The 18,429-nt window shown below is 56.0% G+C and carries 19 protein-coding genes and 1 riboswitch; of the genes, 12 read left to right on the top strand and 7 right to left on the bottom strand.

Annotated elements, in window-relative coordinates; all coding sequences use genetic code 11:
- Position 1: 1 nt before the first annotated feature.
- Together NQZ67_RS28635 and NQZ67_RS28630 are read right to left on the bottom strand one after the other, a co-directional pair.
- On the bottom strand, positions 2-1,504 hold the full coding sequence (locus NQZ67_RS28635; protein ID WP_257452759.1) for a UDP-N-acetylmuramoyl-L-alanyl-D-glutamate--2,6-diaminopimelate ligase: 1,503 nt from the start codon (positions 1,502-1,504) through the stop codon (positions 2-4).
- A 1-nt stretch (position 1,505) separates the two neighbouring features.
- Entirely contained in the window at positions 1,506-2,750 is a 1,245-nt protein-coding gene (locus tag NQZ67_RS28630) for a carboxylate--amine ligase (protein ID WP_257452719.1), read from the bottom strand.
- A gap of 286 nt (positions 2,751-3,036) precedes the next feature.
- On the opposite strand from NQZ67_RS28630, the gene NQZ67_RS28625 reads away from it, so the two are divergent.
- The gene (locus tag NQZ67_RS28625) at positions 3,037-3,213 is read left to right on the top strand and encodes an aspartyl-phosphate phosphatase Spo0E family protein (protein WP_257452718.1); all 177 of its coding nucleotides are present in this window, start codon (positions 3,037-3,039) and stop codon (positions 3,211-3,213) included.
- 6 nt (positions 3,214-3,219) lie between these two features.
- Here NQZ67_RS28625 and tadA read toward each other — a convergent pair whose 3' ends face one another.
- A complete protein-coding gene (gene tadA / locus NQZ67_RS28620; protein ID WP_257452717.1) occupies positions 3,220-3,684 on the bottom strand; it encodes a tRNA adenosine(34) deaminase TadA in 465 nt (154 codons plus the stop codon).
- Between the two features lie 228 nt (positions 3,685-3,912).
- On the opposite strand from tadA, the gene NQZ67_RS28615 reads away from it, so the two are divergent.
- The 3 genes from NQZ67_RS28615 to rluF all read left to right on the top strand — a co-directional run bounded on the left by NQZ67_RS28615 (position 3,913) and on the right by rluF (position 7,230).
- Positions 3,913-5,730 (top strand): PAS domain S-box protein, encoded by a 1,818-nt coding sequence (locus NQZ67_RS28615; RefSeq protein WP_257452715.1) that lies wholly within the window; start codon positions 3,913-3,915, stop codon positions 5,728-5,730.
- A gap of 82 nt (positions 5,731-5,812) precedes the next feature.
- Positions 5,813-6,496 (top strand): NAD(P)H-binding protein, encoded by a 684-nt coding sequence (locus NQZ67_RS28610; RefSeq protein WP_257452713.1) that lies wholly within the window; start codon positions 5,813-5,815, stop codon positions 6,494-6,496.
- 32 nt (positions 6,497-6,528) lie between these two features.
- The gene (gene rluF / locus NQZ67_RS28605; protein WP_257452711.1) at positions 6,529-7,230 is read left to right on the top strand and encodes a 23S rRNA pseudouridine(2604) synthase RluF; all 702 of its coding nucleotides are present in this window, start codon (positions 6,529-6,531) and stop codon (positions 7,228-7,230) included.
- A gap of 53 nt (positions 7,231-7,283) precedes the next feature.
- Here the strand turns inward: rluF and NQZ67_RS28600 are convergent, their stop codons facing one another.
- Together NQZ67_RS28600 and motA are read right to left on the bottom strand one after the other, a co-directional pair.
- The gene (locus NQZ67_RS28600) at positions 7,284-8,141 is read right to left on the bottom strand and encodes a flagellar motor protein MotB (RefSeq protein ID WP_257452708.1); all 858 of its coding nucleotides are present in this window, start codon (positions 8,139-8,141) and stop codon (positions 7,284-7,286) included.
- Positions 8,125-8,925, bottom strand: coding sequence for a flagellar motor stator protein MotA (gene motA, locus NQZ67_RS28595; protein ID WP_257452757.1), 801 nt, complete (start codon positions 8,923-8,925; stop codon positions 8,125-8,127). Before motA ends, NQZ67_RS28600 begins: the two co-directional genes overlap by 17 nt.
- Positions 8,926-9,100: 175 nt before the next feature.
- Here motA and NQZ67_RS28590 point away from each other — a divergent pair, with 175 nt between their 5' ends.
- Positions 9,101-9,394 carry a hypothetical protein gene (locus tag NQZ67_RS28590; protein ID WP_257452706.1) on the top strand — a complete coding sequence of 98 codons (294 nt, stop codon included), beginning with the start codon at positions 9,101-9,103 and terminating at the stop codon, positions 9,392-9,394.
- Between the two features lie 123 nt (positions 9,395-9,517).
- Positions 9,518-10,753, top strand: a complete 1,236-nt coding sequence (locus NQZ67_RS28585; protein WP_257452703.1) for an EAL domain-containing protein — start codon at positions 9,518-9,520, stop codon at positions 10,751-10,753.
- 9 nt (positions 10,754-10,762) lie between these two features.
- Here NQZ67_RS28585 and NQZ67_RS28580 read toward each other — a convergent pair whose 3' ends face one another.
- On the bottom strand, positions 10,763-11,278 hold the full coding sequence (locus NQZ67_RS28580) for a GNAT family N-acetyltransferase (protein WP_257452702.1): 516 nt from the start codon (positions 11,276-11,278) through the stop codon (positions 10,763-10,765).
- 59 nt (positions 11,279-11,337) lie between these two features.
- On the opposite strand from NQZ67_RS28580, the gene NQZ67_RS28575 reads away from it, so the two are divergent.
- On the top strand, positions 11,338-12,597 hold the full coding sequence (locus NQZ67_RS28575; protein WP_257452700.1) for an MFS transporter: 1,260 nt from the start codon (positions 11,338-11,340) through the stop codon (positions 12,595-12,597).
- A gap of 37 nt (positions 12,598-12,634) precedes the next feature.
- Here the strand turns inward: NQZ67_RS28575 and NQZ67_RS28570 are convergent, their stop codons facing one another.
- Complete coding sequence (locus NQZ67_RS28570; RefSeq protein WP_257452698.1) at positions 12,635-13,120, bottom strand: C40 family peptidase; 486 nt, start codon at positions 13,118-13,120, stop codon at positions 12,635-12,637.
- A gap of 4 nt (positions 13,121-13,124) precedes the next feature.
- Positions 13,125-13,275, bottom strand: a riboswitch (cyclic di-AMP (ydaO/yuaA leader).
- A gap of 227 nt (positions 13,276-13,502) precedes the next feature.
- Between NQZ67_RS28570 and NQZ67_RS28565 the strand changes: the two genes are divergently transcribed.
- The 5 genes from NQZ67_RS28565 (at position 13,503) to hisC (ending at position 18,027) form a co-directional block, all read left to right on the top strand.
- Complete coding sequence (locus NQZ67_RS28565; RefSeq protein ID WP_257452696.1) at positions 13,503-15,173, top strand: glutamine--tRNA ligase/YqeY domain fusion protein; 1,671 nt, start codon at positions 13,503-13,505, stop codon at positions 15,171-15,173.
- 83 nt (positions 15,174-15,256) lie between these two features.
- Positions 15,257-15,958: a molybdenum cofactor guanylyltransferase gene (mobA, locus tag NQZ67_RS28560; protein WP_257452694.1), complete on the top strand. Its 702-nt coding sequence runs from the start codon at positions 15,257-15,259 to the stop codon at positions 15,956-15,958.
- Positions 15,955-16,479 carry a GNAT family N-acetyltransferase gene (locus NQZ67_RS28555; RefSeq protein WP_257452692.1) on the top strand — a complete coding sequence of 175 codons (525 nt, stop codon included), beginning with the start codon at positions 15,955-15,957 and terminating at the stop codon, positions 16,477-16,479. Before mobA ends, NQZ67_RS28555 begins: the two co-directional genes overlap by 4 nt.
- Before the next feature lie 10 nt (positions 16,480-16,489).
- Complete coding sequence (locus NQZ67_RS28550; protein WP_257452690.1) at positions 16,490-16,951, top strand: VanZ family protein; 462 nt, start codon at positions 16,490-16,492, stop codon at positions 16,949-16,951.
- Between the two features lie 2 nt (positions 16,952-16,953).
- Positions 16,954-18,027 carry a histidinol-phosphate transaminase gene (gene hisC, locus NQZ67_RS28545; RefSeq protein WP_257452688.1) on the top strand — a complete coding sequence of 358 codons (1,074 nt, stop codon included), beginning with the start codon at positions 16,954-16,956 and terminating at the stop codon, positions 18,025-18,027.
- Positions 18,028-18,429 lie beyond the last annotated feature (402 nt).

Raw genomic sequence — 18,429 nt, 5'->3', positions numbered from 1 at the left:
GTCAAACCTTCTTTGATGAGGAATTCGATTTGCGGGCCGCCATGATCTCCGTGACGATCTCCGCTTCGTTGAACGGAATTTCCGTCTTGCCGATGACCTGGGTTGTCTCATGACCTTTGCCCGCGATGAGAATAACGTCGTCCTTCTCGCTCATATCGATCGCGAACTGAATCGCTTCCCTACGGTCGACGATGCCGCGATAAGCTCCCCCTGCGGCTGCCACGGCGGCGGACACCTCCGCGATAATCGCGTCGGGGTCCTGATCCTTCGGATTGTCGGAGGTCACGATGGAGAAGTCGGCGTGCTCCGCCGCGATCTTGCCCATCGCCTCGCGTTTGGGGCTACCTACCGCGCCCGGGGCCGCGTAGACGCCGAAGACGAGCAGCAGACGTCCTTGGGTGAACGGGCGAAGCGTCGACAGGGCTTTCTCGAGGCTGTCCTCCGTATGGGCGAAGTCGACGATGATTTTCCTCTCGTCGTCGTGATAGACGACCTCCAGCCGGCCTTTGATTCGCTCGACCGCTCGAATACCGGCAGCCGCATGCTCCAAGTTGATGCCGCTGCAATAAGCGCACGCGACGGCTGCCAAGCTATTGTATACGTAGATGCTTCCAGGGAGATTGACCGTAATCTCGATGCTGCCCGCTGGGGTATGCGCGAGATACGTGGTGCGGTCCGCTTCGTAACGGATGTCGGTTGCCCGAATGTCCGCATCCTCTTCGATGCCGTAAGTGACCAGCTTGGTGTCGTAGCCTTTCACCTTGTCGATCAGCTGACGGCCGAAGTCGTTGTCGACGTTGATAATATTGAAATCGCTCGTCAGATCGAAGAGCATGGCCTTCGCCTCGAAATACTCCTCCATCGTCTTGTGCAGCTCCAGATGATCGGGCGTTAAGTTCGTGAAGACGCCGATCTTGAAGCGGGTTGCCGCCGCGCGGTGCAGGCTGAGCGCATGGGAGGATACTTCCATGACGCAATCCTGTACGCCGGCCTCCGCCATATCCGCGAACATGCGCTGCAGATGCAGCGATTCCGGCGTTGTCGGAGTCGTCGACTTGGTACGGAGAGGCTCGTTCCCGACCATCGCGCCAATGGTGCCGATGACGCCGACCTTACGGTCGTTTTGCTCGAGAATCGACTTGATGAAATAAGTCGTCGACGTCTTCCCGTTCGTACCCGTGATGCCGATCAGATTCAGCTTCTCGGAAGGCCTTCCGTAGAACCTTGCGGCTACTTCCGCGAGAGCTTGCCGAGTATCCTGCAGCTTCAGCACGGTAACGTCCGCGTCGACGTGGATGTCCTTCTCGACGAGAACGGCCGCGGCTCCCAGCTCCACGGCCTTCTCGATATAGCGATGACCGTCCACGGTGAAGCCCGTGATTGCTACGAACAGCCCGCCCTTCGACACTTCCCTTGAATCGAAGGCGATGTCAGATATATCCACGTGGAGATCACCCTGCAGGGTGCCGTATTCCAGCCCTTCCACTAATGCAGCCAGCAGCATGTTATCCACTCCAATCCTGTTCCTGTCCTCTTCCTATCCTCTTCTTGTCTTCTTCCTGTCTGTTACGTCTCCGAATCTTGTTCCAAAGCTTGCCCGCGATTATCGACGCGAAGGCGAACGCCGGCTTCGGATCCCGCCATGACCAGATGGCATAGGCTTTCGGCTTCAGCAGCGAACGCAGCACGTTTCCTATGCCGAGCTGACCGGAGCGCCAATAATCCCGAACCGCCAGCATATCTTCGTAGAAATACCAGAAGACGCGATTCGTGTCCCGCCTGATCACTTGGGGCGCTAGCGGCGTGCCGACAAGCTCCATATAGGCAACGTAAGGGAAGTTGATCCCTACCTTCCGCAGCAGCTCGTTCAAGTTCGTTGTCCGCACGTTCACTTCGATAAGATAAAAAACGCCCGTCTTCGCGTCCTTCTTGAATTCGATCTCCGCGAAGCCCTTCCAGCCGATGCGTTCCAGGAACGATCCGCCGATGTCCATCAGCTCCGGCACGTAGCGCTGCCCCGTATAGACGGAGGCGCCGAAGTTAATGGGGAACTGCCTGAATTTCTGGCAGGTTACCTCGTGCGTGACTTTGGACTCCTGATTCAAATAGGCGTCGTAGGTGTACATATGGTCATCAAACCCCGGAATAATCCGCTGAACGATGATATCCAGCCCCGCGCGATTCGCTTGATCAATCGCCTCCAGCAGTTCCGCGCGATGATGCACGATAAACAGCTTCCGCCGGAAGGCGGCGACGAAGGAGGGAGAATCGGTCGGTTTAACGATGCAAGGGTAGCCCAGCTCCCGCTCGACTCGCTCCAGGAAATCCTCTTCGTCCGGACGGATCGTCTCCGGTACCGGCACGCCGAGCCCGCGGGCCAGCCGGTGCAGCGATTCCTTGTTCATAACTTCTGTGTACAAACCCTGCCGCGTCTGGGGGATCAAATAGAGCTCCCTGAGCTCGACGAGGTGCTCGTCGATCGCCTCGACGTATGAATCATGACAGGGGATGAGCACGGGTGGGAGCTCCTGCTTCCTCGCGTATTCCTTCAGGAACGCGATGAAAGCTTCTTTCTCTTCTTTATAATGAGGCGCAATCAGTCGCTCCGACGTATATTTCGACAACGCGCCGTAAGCGCGTTCCGGGGAATAATCGACTGCAACCGTATGTATGCCGTGCATGCCCAAGCAACGAATGGCGCTTAGCCCAATATAATAATTACAGCCAAGAATGACCGCTTTATGGCGCACAGTTTCGCCTCCCGCCGCACGATTGCGGTATGGATTTCATTTTACTGTATCGTTTCTTATATTACAATTATGTGAATAGACAGCTAGGAACATTGCGCTATCGCTAGTTCAATAGTACTATAAAATGGAATCAATATCCTTAATTTGTCGAATGATGCCTAAAAATTGTAGCCATCCGTCGACACGATTTTACAAACTCTTCGACTTGCAAAGAGTATAATGGAACTATTACCGCATGATTACTAGATAAGGAGTGTGCCTCGAAGCGACCATGGAAAAAAAACACTTGCTTAGACAGTTGCAGTCGCTTCGGCAAAAGCTTCACGAAATCGCCGAAGCGCGAGGCAGTTTGACCGACCCGGCGGTTCTGGCGATCAGCGAGGAAGCCGACCAGCTTATCGTTGCTCTTCAACAGATACAACGTACCGAATTCGAATTATCCGCGCACCGCGACAAACTCTAATATAATTTACCTACCACGCAGCCGACGAAAGAATCGAGTGAGCAGCAATGCGCATTCCGTCTGAAGGACGCCGCTTGTGAGCTCCGTTTCGTGATTGAAACGGGGCTCTTGTAGTAGGTTCATGAGTGTACCCGCGCAGCCGGCCTTCGGGTCGTGGGTGCCGTATACGACGCGCTTCACGCGCGACTGAACGATGGCTCCGGCGCACATGGGGCACGGCTCGAGCGTGACGTACAGCGTGCAGTCCAGCAGTCGCCAAGCCTCGATCTTGTCGCAGGCGTCCCGAATGGCGACCAGTTCGGCATGGGCCGTCGGGTCATGGCGCGTTTCCCGCAAATTATGGCCGCGGCCGATGACCTCGTTATGGCGTACGATAACGGCGCCGATCGGCACTTCGCCTATGCTTTCCGCTTTCTCGGCCTCTGCAATGGCCTCGAGCATCCAGCGCCGGTCTTCTTCTTCTCTCTTCATGAACAGTCAGACTCCTTACTCCAACAAGGTCATCGGATTATCCAACGAACATTTATTCCGATGTTAACATACTGTTGATAGATTTGTGGATAACTTTTTGGTTGTGCACATAATTATTCACAATTTATTCACTCCTGTGTATAACTTCTGTTAATAGTGTGAATGAAGTGTGAATAGTCAATTGGTACTATGTCTTACCGATCATCTCGCCGAAGGATGTGTCGCTCATTGTCGATCAAGACCAAGCTCTGCATCGCCATCTCTCTCGTATTGTTTGTTGTTGTCATTCTATACCATCTACTTAGCGAATATTCGATGGTGAGAGGAATTAAAGAATTCAACAAGGCATCGATGGAACATAACTCGGTCGAGACGGTGGAGTTCATCGAAAATTATGAAGCGGCGAGAAAATCGGCGGACGTGCCGGATACTCCGGAGCCCGATTTCCTGTTCGAGGCGATGAGCGTCATGAACCGCTCGATTAAGGAAGTGTCGGTGTTCCGGAAGGATTCCTTAGACGTCCATTACGGGACGTATACCTATATTGATGCTAACAACGATCTTCCCTCTGTGCAAGCGGCGAAGCCGGGCGAATTCTCGCTGCGCGTCGCGACGATCGACGGCATTGAATATTTGCGCAGCTTTTACGCGAGCGATAGGCTGGGAGAGTACGTAATCAGCGTCGTCTATGACCGAAGCATGCTCGATACGCTTGTCGGAATGAAACGCGATTATACGCTGCTCTACACCGGCATTTTTTTGCTGATTATGCTAGTCGCCATTTACTGGTTCGTCGGGTTCATCATAAGGCCCCTTAAGGATATATTGTGGAAGGTCAACGAAGTGTCGTCGGTTCGCTTCCATAAGCCGATTCAGATTAAGCGGAAGGACGAATTCGGTCTCCTTGCGCTTAAGATAAACGCCATGTCCCAGAACTTGAGTATCTATATGAACAAGCTGCGGAAGGCTTTCGAAGAGAACCGCCGGATGAAAGAGCATCTCGAATCGTTTATTAACCACTCCAATGACGCGATCCACTTGATGGACCTGGACGGCAAGGTGATTCAAGTGAATCATGCGTTCGAGCAGCTATTCGGCTACGAGGAAGCGGAAGTGCTCGGTATGAGATATCCGACCATCCCCGAGACGCATCGGATGGAGAAGCGCCAGATGATCGGCCTGCTGCTCGCGGGCAAGAAGCTGCCGGCCCAAGAGACGGTCCGGGTTACGAAGACAGGGGAGAAGATTCCGGTAAGCGTGACGCTGTCTCCGATTCGGGATTCGGATGGTTCGATCCGCGCGTTCGCCAGCATCTGCCGGGATATGCGCAGCCGAAACCGGATGGAGGAGCTGCTTCGCCGCTCGGAGAAGCTGACTACGGTCGGCCAGCTCGCGGCGGGCGTGGCGCACGAGATCCGCAATCCGCTTACGACGCTGAGGGGCTTCCTCCAGCTCCAGCTGCAGAGCAAGAAGCTGAATACATCCCATGTGTCGCTCATGCTGTCCGAGCTGGACCGCATCAACCTCATTGTCGGAGAGTTCTTAATTCTAGCGAAGCCGCAGGCAATCAAATTCGTGACCAAGGATGTTCGCGACGTGCTCCAGGATGTCCTGTTGTTCCTGAACAGCGAGGCGCATCTTCACAATATCGTGTTCCGCACGGTTATTACGGAGGAAGAATGCCTGATTTCGTGCGAGGAGAACCAGCTCAAGCAGGTGTTCATCAACCTGCTGAAGAACGCGATCGAAGCGATGCCCGGCGGAGGCTCGGTTCATATCTCGATTCAGAGGAAAGGCGCAAGCATCGCCATATCGATTACGGACGAAGGCATCGGCATTCCGGAGGAGATGATCTCGAAGATCGGCGATCCGTTCTTCACCGGTAAGGAGACGGGCACGGGACTTGGCATTATGGTCAGCCAGCGAATTATTAACAGCCATCAAGGCACATTAGATATACAGAGCCAAGTGAATGTGGGAACCTCCGTGAAAGTAACGCTTCCTGGCATGAAGGCGGAGGAAGAACCCGTCAAATTGGAAGCGTAGAGAGATAGAGCTAATGCTTACGAAGTCATCTTTCTCAAAGGCTATTGCCGATTTGAGGATAACGTTTGAGGGGGAACAGCAATTGGAGCGTAGAGCGCTTATTGCGGGGGCGACCGGGCTTGTCGGCGGCGAGCTGGTCAAGCTGCTGCTCAGTCGGTCGGACTACCGCAAAGTGACGGTACTCGTTAGAACAAGAATAAATCTGGCGCATCCCCGCTTGGAGCAGCTTGTCATCAACTATGACGAGCTCGGCATGCTGCCGGCCGAGAAGGTGGCAGGCGCGGACGTGTATTGCGCGCTAGGGACAACCCGGAAGAAAGCGGGATCGAAGGAGCAGTTCGAACGTGTGGATTACGTCTATCCGCTCGAGCTTGGCCGATTGGCGGCGACGCATGAGGCCGAGCGTATGCTGGTCATTACCGCGATGGGATCCGACGAGAAATCCCCGTTCTTCTACAGCCGTGTAAAGGGAAGACTGGAACGCGAGCTGCAGGCTTTACCGCTGAAGCGGCTGCATATTTTCCGGCCGTCCCTAATTACCGGAGATCGTAAGGAGTACCGGTTCGCGGAGCGACTGGCGGCCAAGCTGGCCGAGAGGATGCCCTTCTTGTTCAAAGGACCGATGAGTCCGTATAAGCCGAATCCGGCCCGGCAGATTGCCGAAGCGATGCTGGCGGCTGCCATCGGGCGGGAAGCGCAGCCCGGCATGATCCCATCCGGCGAAATCGCTCAGCTGGCGGCGCGGTTGCGCAATTCCTCGTCATAGTGTAGGATACGCTACAATGAGGTGAATCTGCATTGAGAATCAATAAATTTATTAGCGATACGGGATACTGCTCCAGGCGCGAGGCGGACAAGCTCGTCGAAAGCGGACAAGTGACGATTAACGGAATCGTAGCGGAGCTTGGCAGCCAAGCGGAGCCTGGAGACGATGTCCGTGTACAAGGAAGAAGAATCGGCGAGCAGAAGCGCCATGTCTATATCGCGCTCAACAAGCCGGTTGGCATAACGAGCACGACCGAGCGTCATATTAAAGGAAACATCGTGGACTTCGTAGGCCACAAGGAGAGGATATTCCCGATTGGCAGGCTGGACAAGGATTCCGAAGGGCTTATTCTGCTCACGAATGACGGCGATGTGGTTAATCCGATACTGCGGTCGGAGGGCAAGCACGAGAAGGAATATATCGTGACGGTTGACCGTCCGATTAACGACGCCTTCGTCAAAGGCATGTCGGAAGGCGTTAAGGTGCTGGGCAGCCTGACGCTCCCGTGCAAGGTGACCCGGGTAGCGGAGAGGACGTTCCGGATCATCTTAACCGAAGGGCGCAATCGCCAAATCCGCAGAATGTGCGAAGCTTTCGGCTATCATGTGCGCAAGCTGAAGCGGGTCCGGATCATGAACATTCGGCTCGACGAGCTGCCGGTCGGCAAGTGGCGCGATCTGACGGAAGGCGAGCGCAGGGAGCTGTTCGGCCTATTGAACTATACACCGCAATAAGAAGAAGAGCCGTCGGCGGTTGCCGGCGGCTCTTTTTTTGCGGAACGAATAGTTTACTGCTTAACCTGAAGCTGCTGCGGGTTCGTGGAATCGACGTACGAATGGAGAATCGATACCTCTACGCGGCGGTTTTTGGCTTTGTTAGCCGCCGTCGTGTTCTCCACGAGAGGGTGGTATTCGCCATAGCCGACGGCGCTGAACCGCGTCGGATCCAAGCTTTTGTTCTCAAGCATAATATCCAGGAACCGGATAGCGCGCATCGAGCTAAGATCCCAGTTGGATCGAAACTCGGAGCGTCCGACAGGTGTATTGTCCGTGTGGCCGGCCACGATGACTTTGTAGGTCGGGTACTCCTGGAGCATCTTGGAGATGGCCGAGGCAAGCGCCTCGGATTCCTGCTTCACCGTAGCTTGTCCCGGCGAGAAGAGCGCATTGTCGCTGATCGTGATGAGCAGCTGCGACATATTGAGCTTTGTCTCGAGATCCGAGGTCAGACCTTCCTTGTCGATATAGTCATCGATCTTCTTCTTCAGATCCTCCAGCTCCGCTTGCTCCCGCTTAATAAGCTCCTCCATCGAAGCGTCCTCCTCGGAGGTCGCGTCCTTATTGACGTTGGCATCCGGCTGCTTGTTCGCGTCCGTATTGTTCTTATCGTCGGCATTCTGATCATTTTTCTTCGGATCCTGCCCTGTCTCCACCGCCGACGGGAAATCGAGGATACCCGCGCCGCTGTTATTGAACGCCACGCTGAACGCCTGGGACATCTGCTCGAACTTCTTCACGTCGACGGAGTTCATGGCATAGAGAACGATGAAGAGCGCAAGCAGTAGGGTGAGCAAGTCGGCGTAAGGAATAAGCCACGATTCGTCTACGTGCTCTTCGTGATCGTCATGCTTATGCTTTTTGCTCATCGGCTGCGCCCTCCTTCTCGGCCATCTTCCTCCGTTCGGTCGGAGTCAGGAAGACGGACAGCTTCTGGTGGATGGCGATGGTCGATACGCCGGATTGAATCGAGAGAAGTCCTTCCAGCATCATAAGACGAATCTGAATTTCGCGTTTGGAGATACGCTTCAGCTTATTGGCAATCGGATGCCACAGGACATAACCTGTGAATATACCGAGCAGCGTCGCGATGAACGCGCCTGCGATAGCGTGGGCCAGCTTGTCCATGTCGCTCATATCCGCCAGGGCGGCAACGAGACCGACAACGGCGCCGAGAACCCCGAGCGTCGGAGCGTAGGTGCCTGCTTGCGTGAAGATTAGAGCGCCGGCTTTGTGGCGTTCCTCGGTTGCGGCAATATCCTCGAGCAGAACGTCGCGCACGAGATCTTGGTCGTTGCCGTCGATGATCATGCGCATGCCGTTACGGAGAAAGTCGTCTTCGATCTCGTCTACTTTGGCTTCGAGGGCGAGGAGGCCTTCGCGGCGAGTGATGGACGCCCATTCCATGAAGCGGGCGATCAGATCTTCGCGGGAAGGAAGCTTCGGCTCGTTGAAGACGATCTTGAACAGCTTGCCGAGCTTGCCCAGCTCGGACATCGGGAACGCGATCAGAATGGATGCGGACGTACCGACCAGAATGATCATATAGGCAGCGGGATTAAGCAGCGAGGACAAGTGCGCGCCCTTCAGCACCATCCCGCCAAGAATCGCGACAAGACCCACTATAATACCGATAATCGTTGAGTTTTTCATCATGCACCCCGTCCAATATGTTTAGTTTCTTATGGCTTTCTGTTTATAACAGCCTTCACTACTTCTATTTATATCGACAAAAGGGTATTCTGAAATTATAGAGGATGTTCAACTTTTTGAACGTGAACTTAAAGTAATCCGTAAGCGATCAATAATTTGAAGGAGTTGTGTCGAAATGGGAGTGCGCCATGCGCGGGAGTACGCCGATATATTAAATGAATTAACGGATGCCGTCGGCAAAATAGAGGAGAGCTACACGTTTTTCGAGATGGAGCCGGAGGAATGGGAAGCGCTTGGCGCGGAAGACCGCCGCGAGGTGATGGAGGCGCTCGCGGACGACGTATTCTATGGGCTGGGCGAGCATGCCCAGATCGAGGTCGGGGGAGGAGCCGTGATCTATAACAGCAAACATCATGTGATCGAGGTGTCCCAAGGGGATAACGTCATCCAAATCGTTCGGCTGATTTAAGCGAGAGCCTGCCTCTAGCGCGCGAATGGTGTCGAAAATCTTTACATTGCGGGAAGCCTCCATTACAATGAGAGGAATATCGTGATAGATTATTTGACACGCACGTAACATAGAGGTGGGCCGATGCCAAACTTGCCGATTAAACAACCGTTGCCTATATCGCTTGGACTTTATGACGAATCGATAACAGCCTACTATCAGCCGATCATTGCTCTGGATTCGGGCCGTATTACCGGCTACGAGGTTCTTGGAAGGGCGGTGGGCGCAGCTTCCGTGAGAAGTCTCGGACCGTTCTTCGGCGACTCGTCAATTCCGGCCGAGGAGCATCTGGCGGTCGACCGGATCATCCGGGAGCGAGCGATCGAGAGAGTGGGGCAGGAGAAGGATCCTCCGTTATTGTTTTTGAATCTGAAGCCTGGTTGGATTTACAGGATCGGAGAGTCCGGGGAATTGTACACGCTTTCGCTGCTAAAGAAGTTCGGCGTCGATCCTCGCCGCGTCGTTATCGAGATTACGGAGGAGAGCTTCGGCGGCTCCATGGAGGTGCTACGCGCCGTCGTGGAGCGTTATCGCGAGCAAGGCTGCCTGATCGCCATCGACGACGTGGGGAGCGGGTTCAGCAGCGCCGACCGGATCGCCCAGATTCAACCGAATCTGCTGAAGATCGACGTTCATATGGTGAAGAAGAGCGCCACGCATAACGGATATTTCGGCGTGCTGCGGTCCTTCTCGGATTTGGCGGAGCAGATCGGGGCATCGCTTCTATTCGAAGGTGTAGAGACGCGGGAGGATCTGGAGCGCGCCATCGGATCCGGCGCAAGATACGTGCAGGGCTTCTTCTTCGCCGGAGCGGAGCCGGACTTCATGGAATCAAGCCGATTCGCGGATGTAATCGATAGCGAGCTTTCTCGGCATAGGAAGCAGTATGCCGCGTCGGAGAAGCTATGGCACAGCCAGGCGGAGCTCCTTGCGGAGCGGATACTCCATTCGGCGGGACCGCTTGGCGCCCGGGATGACGCGGACGCCTGGATAGAGCGGCTGCTGCCCGGGCTCCACGAAAGCTGCCTTCGGGTTTACCTTTGCAACGAGGAAGGAATCCAGTTGACCGCCAATTATATCCGCGAAGGCGAGAACGAATGGCGGCGCGAAGAACGGTTTCGTCATGCGAACTGGAGCTGGCGGCCGTATTTCGTCCCGAATGTGGTGCAGCTTGGCGAGCGGCGAAGATCGATCGTATCGAAGTCATATGCCGATCTCGACACGAGGGAGTGGGTTCGGACGATTCTGATACTGGCGCGCCCGGGACACATATTGTTCGCGGATATTCGGGACGCGGGCACGCGCGCAAGCAGCAGTTAGATATGGTAGTTATGGAGCGTAGACCATGCAGTGGCACTCCTGTTCGCCGTCCTTCGTTGGCCGCATGTACGTATCTTCGATCCGGAAGCCGGCTTTCTCGTAGGTTCGGATCGCCCGTGCGTTCCAAGTCAGAACTTCAAGGTCGACTTCGGCGCCGGGCGATCTTCGCCGGGCTTCCTCGGAGACGGCTCGGACAAGCAGCTGACCGAGTCCAAGCCCGCATAGCTCGGGCCGAAGCCCGAGTCCTAGCCTGATGACGGAGGTCCCCAAGGGGAAGAACTGGGCAAAACCGATAAGCAGGCCGCCGGGACCAAGCACGGACGCATATTGATTGTAACGGAGGACGGGATCGCCAAATTCGATTCCGTCCTTCTTCATGTCCTCCCACGCCGGCCAATTATAGAAATCGTAAGGCGGGTCGTACCGCCACTCGCATAGCTCGGCCGCATGGATATCGGTCATGGGCGCCATGGTCACGGTCCAATCGTTTGGTTTATAATGAGAGAAGCGGATTAAGTTCGTCATATAGGCATTATATCAGAGGAACGTCGGCAGGGCGTGAAGAACAAGGAGATTGGATGGCAATGAAGAAGCTCATGTGGATGGGCTGCTTATCGTATCTGGTGATCGGCATCGCGCACGTCGTCGGCGGGGCCGTTCTGGAGCAGCTCATCGACTATTACGGTCTGACGTACAAAGACGGCGGGCAATGGATCATGAACCAGTTCCTCGGCTTTCTTGCGGGCGTGCTGCTGGCCCCGACCCTCACGGCAAGAGTCGGGAAGCGGGGCGCGGTATTGCTCGCGATGGGGGCGCTCACTATCGCGGAAGCGGCCTACAGCCTGCTGCTGCCGTGGGGTTGGATGCTGGCGTTCGCGCCGATCGCGGGAATCGGCTTCGGAATGACGGAGGCGATTGTCGGGGCCGCCGTTATCGATTTGATGAAAGGAAAGGCGTCGGCGATGAGCCGGCTGGAGACATTCTTCGGTATCGGAGCCCTTATTATTCCGATTACAGCAGCCTATCTGATTCAGCAGCAGGTATGGCAGCTGTCCTTCCCCATTCTCGCCGCGATGGCGGGGATCACTTTCGTTCTGTGGCTGACAATGTCCTTCGGAAGCTTGGACGACAGTCTTGGACCAAAGCGGGTCGAAGCGGGGGAGCAAAGACGGGACAACGCGGATGGCCATTCCGGAAAGCGGACAGCTTCATCGGCGGGAGCAGGACGCGGGTGGCTCGGTTACCCAGCCAAGTCGCTGCCGTTTCTGTTCTTAAGCGCGCTTTTCTTCCTGATCTATGTAGGGGTGGAGATGAGCTTCTCCAATTACTTGCCTTCGATGCTCATTGAACGAACCGGCATGAAGGAGTCTTCCGCCGCCGCGGCGCTCAGCTTATTCTGGGGGACGATGGTATTCGGTAGGTTGTTCGCGGGCGTGCTGGCGGACCGGATGGGCCACGCAAGCTATTTGGCCGTCTTCTCGGCCGGGGCGGCGTGCGCCTTCGTCGGCATGGCGGCAACCGCCTCGGAGGGCTGGATGCTCGTCTTGGTCGCGTTCAGCGGCTTGTTCTTCTCCGGCCTGTTCGGCATAGCCCTGGTCTATGCGAACGGCTTGCTCCCGGGTATGACGGAGCGAACGACCAGCCTGCTCGTTGCTCTCGGCGGAGTCGGCGGCGCGATTCTGCCAAGATTGACGGGATGGTTCATGGACAACTACCCGGTACGGACGACGATGTGGAGCATCGCAAGTACCGTCGTCATCCTCCTGCTCGTGCTGATCGCATGGCTGGGCTTCGGCAAGAAGCAACAGCAACTCATAGGCGACAAAAAGGCTGCTCCTTCGTAGAATCCTACGAAAGAGCAGCCTTTTTTGCCTTATAAATTTACTTCACAGCTTCAGCGTACGTCTTGAACGTTTCCTCATCCATTACGCGGCGCGCCGTAACGAAGCGCGATTTGTAGTAGGAGGAGTCCAGCTTGTCGATCGTTACGCCCTTGCTTGTGGATGCATGAGCAATATTGCCGTCTCCCACGTAGATACCGACATGCGAGATGCCGCCATTGTTTGAGCCGCTGGTGTCGAAGAAGACGAGGTCGCCTGGCTTGAGATCAGCTTTGGCCACCTTGGTGCCTTCCGACGCTTGATCTACCGATCTGCGAGGAAGGTCGATGCCCATCTTGTCGAACACGTACCCCGTGAATCCGGAGCAGTCAAAGCCTTTGGTGGATGTACCGCCGTACGAATATCTCGTACCAATTAAGTCGTCGATAATGCCGTCCATCTTGGAAGCGCTTGCGAATGCGCTGCCAGCCTGGAATGCGAGCAATAGAACGAGGCCCGCAAGAATCATGCTTACTTTCTTCTTCAATTGGTGGAGCTCCTTCCGGTGCCTACGAGGTTAGCTGTGGGGTTCGGTTGAAGGTTCCCTATGATTCCCAAGGCGATCGGCGTGCCGAACGTCGAAATCAATTCACCCAAAGTGGTTCCCCCGTTTCCCGATCGGGAATTAGGCAGTATGTTTGAACAACTTAAGCTCTACTATAATGGGAAAATGTAGATTCGTGTTGAAAGTGAGAGGATTCTAATAAAAAGGAATGTTATAAAAAGTTTCAAAGCGGGTATATGATGCGAATAATGACTGGAAATCCGCTTGGAGGACAAGCAACGACGGCGTTTTGCGCGTGTATTTTCCCCAAATTTTGTGTATTATAAATAGATAACTATTTTCGATTGGGAAAGGTTGGTCGCGGATGGAGAGCGCAGTGGAGAAGACATCATCCTCAAACTTTATCAAAAACATCGTCGTGGAAGATTTGAAGAGCGGCCGCGTGCAGGAAGTCATTACGCGATTCCCGCCGGAGCCGAACGGATACCTTCATATCGGACACGCCAAGTCGATCTGTCTGAACTTCGAGCTGGCCGACGAATTCAAAGGCAAGACGAACCTTCGTTTCGACGATACGAACCCCGTTAAGGAAGATACAGAATACGTTGAATCCATCCAGGAAGACGTGAAGTGGCTCGGCTTCGAGTGGGAGGAGCTGCGTTTCGCCTCCGATTACTTCGAGGAGCTGTACAATAGGGCGGTTCTGCTTATTAAGAAGGGCAAGGCTTATGTCTGCGACCTGACGGCCGAGCAAACCCGGGAGATGAGGGGCACGCTGACGGAGCCGGGCAAGGAGAGTCCGTATCGGGGCCGCAGCGTGGAAGAAAACCTGGACCTGTTCGCGCGCATGCGCGCGGGCGAGTTCAAGGACGGAGAGCGCGTCCTTCGCGCGAAGATCGACATGGCTTCGCCGAATATGACGATGCGCGATCCGGTGCTCTATCGCATTTCGCATGCTCATCACCATCGTACGGGCGACGCCTGGTGCATCTATCCGATGTACGATTACGCGCACCCGCTCAGCGACGCGATCGAAGGCATCACGCATTCGATCTGCACGTTGGAATTCGAGGACCACAGGCCGCTGTACGACTGGACGATCGAGGAGTGCGAGATGGAGGCGAAGCCTCGCCAATATGAATTCGCGCGCCTGAACGTGACGAATACGGTCATGAGCAAACGGTACTTGAAGCAGCTCGTGGACGAAGGCATCGTGGACGGCTGGGACGATCCGCGCATGCCGACGATCAGCGGCCTCCGCCGCAAGGGCTACACGCCGGAAGCGCTTCGCGCGTTCTGCCGTGAGATCGGCGTCGCGAAGAGCAACAGCGTGGTGGACGAGCGGAACCTGGAATTTTTTATCCGGGAGGATCTGAAGCTGAAGGCGCTGCGCACGATGGCGGTGCTGAAGCCGCTGAAGGTCGTCATCACGAACTACCCGGAGGGGCAGGTCGAGATGCTGGAGGCTGAGAACAACGCGGAGAACGAAGAGATGGGCACCCGCCAAATTCCGTTCTCGCGCGAGATCTACATCGAGCAGGACGACTTCATGGAGAACCCGCCGAGCAAATACTTCCGCCTGTTCCCGGGCAACGAGGTGCGGCTGAAGCACGCTTATTTCATCACTTGCCAGGAAGTCATTAAGGATGAGAACGGCGAAGTGATCGAGCTTCGGTGCACGTACGATCCGAAGACGAAGAGCGGCAGCGGCTTCAACGAGCGCAAGGTGAAGGGCACGATTCATTGGGTAGAAGCGTCTCAAGCCGTGCCTGCGGACTTCCGCCTCTACGAGCCTCTTATCCTCGACGAGTCGAAGGAAGAAGGCGCTTCGTTCCTGGAGCGGATTAATCCGAACTCGCTGACGGTGGAAAGCGGCTTCGTCGAGCCGAACATGAAGGAAGCGGCCGGAGGAGATAAGTTCCAATTCTTCCGTCACGGCTATTTCAACGTCGATCCGAAGGATTCGACGTCCGAGAAGCTGGCGTTCAACCGCATCGTCTCCTTGAAGAGCTCGTTCGATCCGTCGAAAGCCTAACGATAATCGGCAGGCTAACAGCCCGTCAGGCATTGTCGCTTGGCGGGCTGTCTGTATGCTCGGGAAGCGAAGGGGGAGCCGAGTTGAAAACGGAGGGGAGACATCGGCCGCTACATGGCCTGATTCTGGCAGGCGGCCGCAGCAGCCGGATGGGAATGGACAAGGCGCTGCTGCCGATTGACGGCATGCCGCTGCTGGAGCGGCTCGTCTTGCAGATGCTTGCGCTGACGGATTCGGTCACGATTGCGGCCGGTACGGAGGAGCGGGCATCGATATACCGCGAGGCGCTCTCGGGCTGCCGGGAGGAGCTGGCGGCGGGGAAGGTGCGGTTCGTCGCCGATGCCTATCCTGGCGGCAACGGGCCGCTGGCCGGGTTGCACGCTGGGTTATCCGCCATTCCTCGCGGGTACGCGTTCGTGATGGCTTGCGACATGCCGGCGGTATCCGGAGTGCTGCTGGAGCAATTGTTGGAGGCGATCGACGGCGGTCGAGCCGAGGCGGATGTCGTTCATGCCGCGGGACAGCCGTTCCATGCGCTGTACCACACCCGCGTCGCCGGGGCGGTGGCGGAGGCGCTGGAGAACCGGGACTACCGGGTTATGGGGCTGCTCGGCAGGCTGAAGACGACAGTGGTACCGCTAGCAGCTGGATCGGGGACGGAGTCAGACGGCGCGGGCATAGCGGAGGCAGAGGAAGGGCTGCGCAATTTGAATACGCCGGAGGACTACCGGAATTATTTGAACAACCTTATACATCACCAGAGAATGCGGAGAGATGAGACATGAGCCTGCCAGCCTACACCATTCACGATGCCGGGAGCTCCGATCTGGAGCGCATCGTAGAGATCTACAATTCGACTATCGCGAGCCGCATGGTTACGGCCGACCTGGAGCCGGCGACCGTGGAGAGCAAGCGGGCATGGTTCGACAACCACTCGCCGGACAAACGGCCGATCTGGATCGTCCGCATGGAAGATGGCGAGATCGGCGCCTGGCTGAGCTACCAATCGTTTTACGGTCGTCCGGCCTATCAAGCGACGGCGGAGGTCAGCATATACATAGACGAGAAGTACCGCGGGCTTGGCCTCGGCTCCGTCCTGATCGAGAAGGCGATCGGAGAGAGCCCCCGCCTGGGTCTAACGACGCTTCTGGGCTTCGTGTTCGGGCATAATGAGCCAAGCCTGAAGCTGCTTCGCAAATACGGCTTCGAGCAGTACGGCTTCCTGCCCCGCGTGGCGGTGCTGGACGGTGTCGAGCGCGATCTCGTCATTCTGGGCAGGAAGGTGCCGGGCGGGTCGCCCGAATGAAGCGAATGAGGTGATTGCCGTAAAATTATACCGGAACGCGTACAGCAAGCGGATCGGGTTCAACTTGACCGTCACGGTGCTGGCCGTGCTGTATGCCGCAATCATGATGAATCTCTTGTTTCTGCGGGATCGTTATTTCATGGACGAATACGCGTACAATCTCGTGCCGTTCGAGACGATCGAGCGTTACGTGGTGTACCGGGACCATTTTAATTTCGTGACCTGGGTCAGTAATCTATTCGGCAATTTGATCCTATTCATCCCGATCGGCATGTTCCTGCCGCTGCTCCATACGAGATTCAGCCGCAGCCATATGCTCGTGGCCGCCTGCATCTGCTTGATCGGCGCGGTGGAGATCGCCCAAATGCTGCTGAAGGTAGGCAGCTTCGATATTGACGATATTATATTGAACACGGCCGGCGCTTGGATCGGATTAATGCTGACCCGGCCATTCATGAGGAGAGGAATCTGACAATGAGCAAGTTTTGGAGTCCGCTTGCCGGGTCGCTCGAGCCTTACGTGCCTGGCGAGCAGCCTAAGGACAAGACTTATATTAAGCTGAATACGAACGAGAACCCGTATCCGCCGTCGCCGAAAGCGTTGGAAGCGATAGCGGCCGCGGCGGATGCCGACCTGCGGCTCTATCCGGATCCGACATGCGACGCGCTTATTCAAGAGGTGGCGCGCTGCTACGGCCTGTCGCCGAAGCAGATTTTTGTGGGCAACGGCTCCGACGAGGTGCTCGCGTTCGCGTTCGCCGCGTTCTTCGATCCGGCGAAGCCCGTCCTGTTCCCGGATATTACATATAGCTTCTACAAAGTGTATGCGCAGCTGTACCGTCTGACGCCGCGGCTGATTCCGCTGGACGACGAGTTCAACATTCCGGTTGGCGAGTTTACATCCGGCGGCGATCACGGCGGCATCATTCTGCCGAACCCGAACGCTCCGACGGCCAAGCTGCTGCCGCTCGCCGACATCGTGGCGATGCTCGAAGCGAACCCGGACCGCGTGGTCATTATCGACGAGGCGTACATCGATTTCGGCGGAGAGTCGGCAGTGAAGCTCGTGCCCGACTACCCGAATCTGCTCGTCATTCAGACGCTCTCGAAATCGCGTTCGCTGGCGGGCCTCCGCGTCGGCTTCGCGTTCGGCTCGGAGGAGCTGATCGAAGGACTTGACCGGATCAAAAATTCGTTCAACTCCTACACGCTGGACAGGCTGGCGCTGCATGGAGCCGTCGCTTCGCTGCAGGATGAAGCCTACTTCCGCGAGACGACGGAGAAGGTCATCCGCACGCGGGAGCGCGTCGCGCGGCAGGTAGCCGAGCTCGGCTTCCGGGGCACGGAATCGCGAGCGAATTTCTTGTTCATCTCGCATCCATCGATCGCGGCTAAGGACATTTTCCTCCGGCTGCGGGAGAAGGGTGTGCTTGTCCGCTATTTCGCATCGAAGCGCATCGACAATCATCTGCGCGTGAGCATCGGCACGGACGAGGAGATGGACGCGTTCATCGCCGCCTTGCGGGAGACGGTGGAGGAGCTGCAGTAACTCGGGGGTCTTTCGTGCTGCGTGCACAAAAAGAGCCTCGCCATTCCGTACAGACGGGATGGCGAGGCTCTTTTTGCATAGGTCGGCATTCGGCCTTCCGCTGCTCGGGTTGAGTTGATGCATAGGGAAATAGCGGCCATTTTACCTTTATTTTCGGCAGGTTGGCGGGTACGTATTGCAATAGCGGCGATAGTACCGTTATTTTCGCGTTCATCATCCCGTAGGAGAGAAACGCTCAGGAATAACGGTACAATCGCCGCTATTTTTCAGTATCCCGATGACGTACAATAAGTTGTGTACCAACATTTGGAGTCTTTCCAAGACACAAAAAAGTAGAGTATCCTCGGGGTTACCACGCCACCAAGAAGGGACTCTACTCGATGACAATCATACCAGAAAACC

The sequence above is a fragment of the Paenibacillus soyae genome (genome assembly GCF_024623455.1).
In the GTDB taxonomy this organism is placed as follows: domain Bacteria; phylum Bacillota; class Bacilli; order Paenibacillales; family Paenibacillaceae; genus Pristimantibacillus; species Pristimantibacillus soyae.
This window is presented reverse-complemented; position numbering and strand designations above follow the sequence as displayed.